This window comes from Bacteroidota bacterium (assembly GCA_030706565.1).
Classification (GTDB): Bacteria; Bacteroidota; Bacteroidia; order Bacteroidales; family JAUZOH01; genus JAUZOH01.
Window position 1 is genome coordinate 1 of record JAUZOH010000352.1, and the last position, 3,931, is coordinate 3,931.

General features: G+C 38.6%; 3 protein-coding genes. All 3 read left to right on the forward strand.

The window, feature by feature from the left end; genetic code table 11:
- The first annotated feature begins 473 nt into the window (after positions 1 to 473).
- Positions 474 to 2,612, forward strand: a complete 2,139-nt coding sequence (locus Q8907_13920) for a gliding motility-associated C-terminal domain-containing protein (protein MDP4275367.1) — start codon at positions 474 to 476, stop codon at positions 2,610 to 2,612.
- 10 nt (positions 2,613 to 2,622) lie between these two features.
- Complete coding sequence (locus Q8907_13925) at positions 2,623 to 3,576, forward strand: PorP/SprF family type IX secretion system membrane protein (GenBank protein ID MDP4275368.1); 954 nt, start codon at positions 2,623 to 2,625, stop codon at positions 3,574 to 3,576.
- A 104-nt stretch (positions 3,577 to 3,680) separates the two neighbouring features.
- A partial coding sequence (locus tag Q8907_13930; GenBank protein ID MDP4275369.1) for a PKD domain-containing protein occupies positions 3,681 to 3,931 on the forward strand: 251 nt, incomplete at its 3' end.

Consider the following 3,931-nt stretch of genomic DNA (forward strand, 5'->3'; position numbering starts at 1 on the left):
ACGCATTCAACTGAGCATGATCTTATAAAATATAAGGATAATCCACAGATAACAAGCAATTTTTGCAGGATAACGGTCGATTAAATATTTTGCACGGATATGCAAATATTTAATCGATGGCTTAATTTATATATATCAGGTTAGGATGTTCTATCCTCATATTCGTATTTTTATATATTCTAAATACGATATGTTAATTTTATATAATTTATGTTAGTAATTTATACTTAAAAAATAAATAACTTTGGCCACTGCACAATTTATTCAGTGACTTGTTTTTTATATATCAAATCATTACATCATTACAAATATTTAAAAATGTCATTTTAATATTTTTATTTACAATATTATCGACAATTTTTCGTTAAGTTATTAATCTTTTTGTTTATTAACTTCAAAAATTCAATTGGAAATATATTGAATTATTTCCATCACAACGTAATTCTTGTTGTTTGTTGTATAATAAGAATGTTATGAAAATATTGGAAAGGTTATTCTTTTACGGTATAATTTTTTTAATATCTCTGCCTTCAAATGCTCAGGTCTCAAATTGCACCAACCTGGGATTTGAATTGGGGAACTTTACCAATTGGGTTGGATATACTTGGCGTTATAGTACAGAAGTGCCCACAATCAATACTTCCAAAGTGAAAGGCATTGTAAACAGAAGGCAGACCATCATCTCTGATACTTCGGCTTATGATGCGAATACCGATTATAAGTTAAAAAAGGTACCTTCCGGATATATATATTCTGCCCGTTTGGGCGATGCCATTATCGATGGTTCTGATTCAAATCCCCGGGGTTGGGAACAGAGCTTACAATATACAATGACTATCGATTCATCCAATGCTCTTTTAATCATGAAATTTGCCTGTGTTTTACAATATGCCAGTGATCATACCGCATTGATGGAACCCCGTTTTCGCTTTACCATATACGACAGTAGTGGAAATAAAATCCAGGATTGTTCCGATTATGATGTTTATTCATCAAATTCTATGGTAACCGGTTGGTATACTTACACGCCTTCAGGTTCTTCTAATTCTGGCCCTGGCGGTGGGGGCGGTCCTTCTAATGCGCCCGTTAAATGGAGAGACTGGACAACTGTTGGCGCCGACCTTTCAAAATATATTGGACAAACCATTACCCTGGAGTTTATGTCTGCCGATTGTACCGGAAGGTACCATTATGGTTATGCCTATTTTGTGGCCGGCTGCCAGCCATTGATCATAACCGTAAACTATTGCGCCTGCGATTCCAGTGCCAGTCTTAAGGCTCCTGATGGTTTTTCGACTTATAGTTGGACCGACAGCACCAAAACAGTTGTTGGCACCCAGCAAACTTTAAAAGTTTCCAAACCGGTGGAAGGTGAAACTTACACCTGTACCATGACCTCCGCTACAGGTTGTACCATTTCCCTGGCTTCAACTATAGCAAAATATGCTCCAAAGGCTGCTTTTACTTCAGAAATGGAAGACTGTGTACACAATAAGGTTAAATTCACAAATTTATCAACATCAACCCATGGAACTTTAAAGTATAAATGGGATTTTGAAGAGGATACCACCACTACCACCGATAAAAGTCCGATACATCAGTTTAAAACTTCGGGTTTGCACCACATAAAGCTTATTATCACGAACCCTCCCTCGTCGTGTACAGATACTATAGATACAGTAGTGGAATCTTTTTCACCTCCTCTGGTTGGTATAACAGGAGATTCTACCTATTGCCCAAACCTGGGTACTTATTTGAAAGGTTATGGGGCATCCTATTATATCTGGAGTACTGGGGTTAAAAGCGATTCAATAGAGGTCTCCGCACCGGGCGGGAAATACTGGATGATAGGTCATTCCATTGAGCACAACTGTAATTCGGATACTATCCGCAGAACGGTGATTGAAGAACCCGACTGGCCTTTTCAGGCCAATAGCGATACCATTTTATGCGCGGGTCATAAAATAGTTCTGTCTGCTTCCGGGAATGCAATTCATTATCTCTGGAATACGAATGATACCCTGGATTCGATTACTGTATCCAACCCCGGAGCATATACTGTCACGGGTTCCAATAAACGAGGCTGCAAGAAGTCAAAGACGTATGTTGTGGTGGAACATCCTATTCCGAATGTTGATTTTTCGTTGTCTTCAGATCACGTGGATAAAAAACATGATCAGCTTATCTGTAGCATTCCGGCTCAGGACAGTGTTCAATATCTCTGGAATCTGGGAGATAATTCCCTAGGAACAACGCCTGTTGTGCAGCATGATTATAATATTTCCAATTCGGAACTGGCATATACGATCAGCCTTAAAGCTACATCTGCCTATAATTGCACGGACAGTGCTTCGAAAACAATTGATGTTATACCCTTTGTCCCTAATGTTTTTACGCCCAACAATGACGGAATAAATGATTTATTTATGCAGGGCCTTGATTTGCAGGTATTTGATCGCAACGGAATATTACTTTATAAAGGAACTGAAGGATGGGATGGAAAATATAAAGGGAAACTGCTTGATCCGGACACTTACTTTTATGTAATCCATTATTCGGACAGGGCCAAGCATGAGCAAACCAGAAAAGGCTATATAACCCTTGTGAGATGAAAATATTAAAATGAAGCGACCACTAAAATACCTTTTTATTTTTACAGGTTTGTTGTCGGGCTCTAGGCTGATGGCACAAGCCGATATCAGTATGGCTACACATTGGTATAACCGTGCAAATTACAATCCTGCCTCTATTGCCAGGACGAATTATTTGTATGTTTTTACAAACGTGCGCCAGCAATGGTTAGGTGTTTCGGGTGCTCCAAAAGTCTTTAATATACAGGCCTCGGATTATATTCATCATTTGCATTCGGCTTTTGGCGTTTCGCTTGTTGGCGATAATATTGGCGTGACACAGTTTTACAACCCCATGTTTACTTATGCTTACCGGATTTCAGATGAACGCAACTGGCAACTTTCTATGGGGCTTTCTGCCGGTGTTTTTTCGCGTACAATTAATGGCTCTCTTTTTGAAGCTGAAACAACTAACGATCCTTCCATAGAGTATGATAAACAAACTAGGGTAAGCCCCGATGCCAATGTAGGACTAGAATTCCAAACTAACTATTTTATCATGGGCTTTTCCACCACCCATCTGTTGGCTCTTGGTAAATCGACTGATACTTACCTGAATACAAATCATCGCTATGGATATCTGATTTATAAAAATACCGAACCGGATTATTTCAATTATAATCTAGGAGTCCAGGTGGTCAATCGTCAGAACCTTACTGTTGTTGAAGGGAATGCAAATGTACGTTTTAAAAACCCGACAGGGTTGATGAAAGGCTCGAGAGAACTGTTTGATGTTGGATTGACATACAGATCGACCAAACAGATGACTTTATTGCTTGGGATAAATATTACTCCTGATTTAAGGGCTGGTTACGCATACGACCATAGTTTCAGTCCCGGCCTTGCTGCAAACTGGACCCATGAACTGATGCTCGAATGGCGTATTCCAAGCCGGTCGGCTGCTACCAAATTCATCTGCGGGAATAAAGAATTTTGGTATAGGTAAAAAGTTGATTGTTCAATGTTAAGTATATGGATATTAGAAATATGATTTAACTGAATTTAAAGCCTTAGGGCATAGATTGACCTTGAAAACTAAATTATTGGCGTATGAAAATCATTAAATCTCGGTGTTTTTTAATTATACTATTTTTTCATATTTATATTCTTTCGGCTTTTAGCATATCTGCAAGTTTTACTTTTATCCAGCAAGGTAAATGCGCCCCTGCAGTGGTAAAATTCGTCAACAAATCCACAAAAGGGAACGGAATCAAATATACCTGGAATTTCGGCACCGGCACAGATGTTATAAATGATCGCGATACCGTGGAGCATACATTTACTGCAGCCGGTAAATATAC

Excerpts from the sequence above, each read along its gene's own strand:
- Q8907_13920 (MDP4275367.1), top strand. The coding sequence starts at position 474 with ATGAAAATATTGGAAAGGTTATTCTTTTACGGTATAATTTTTTTAATA.
- Q8907_13925 (MDP4275368.1), top strand. The coding sequence starts at position 2,623 with ATGAAGCGACCACTAAAATACCTTTTTATTTTTACAGGTTTGTTGTCG.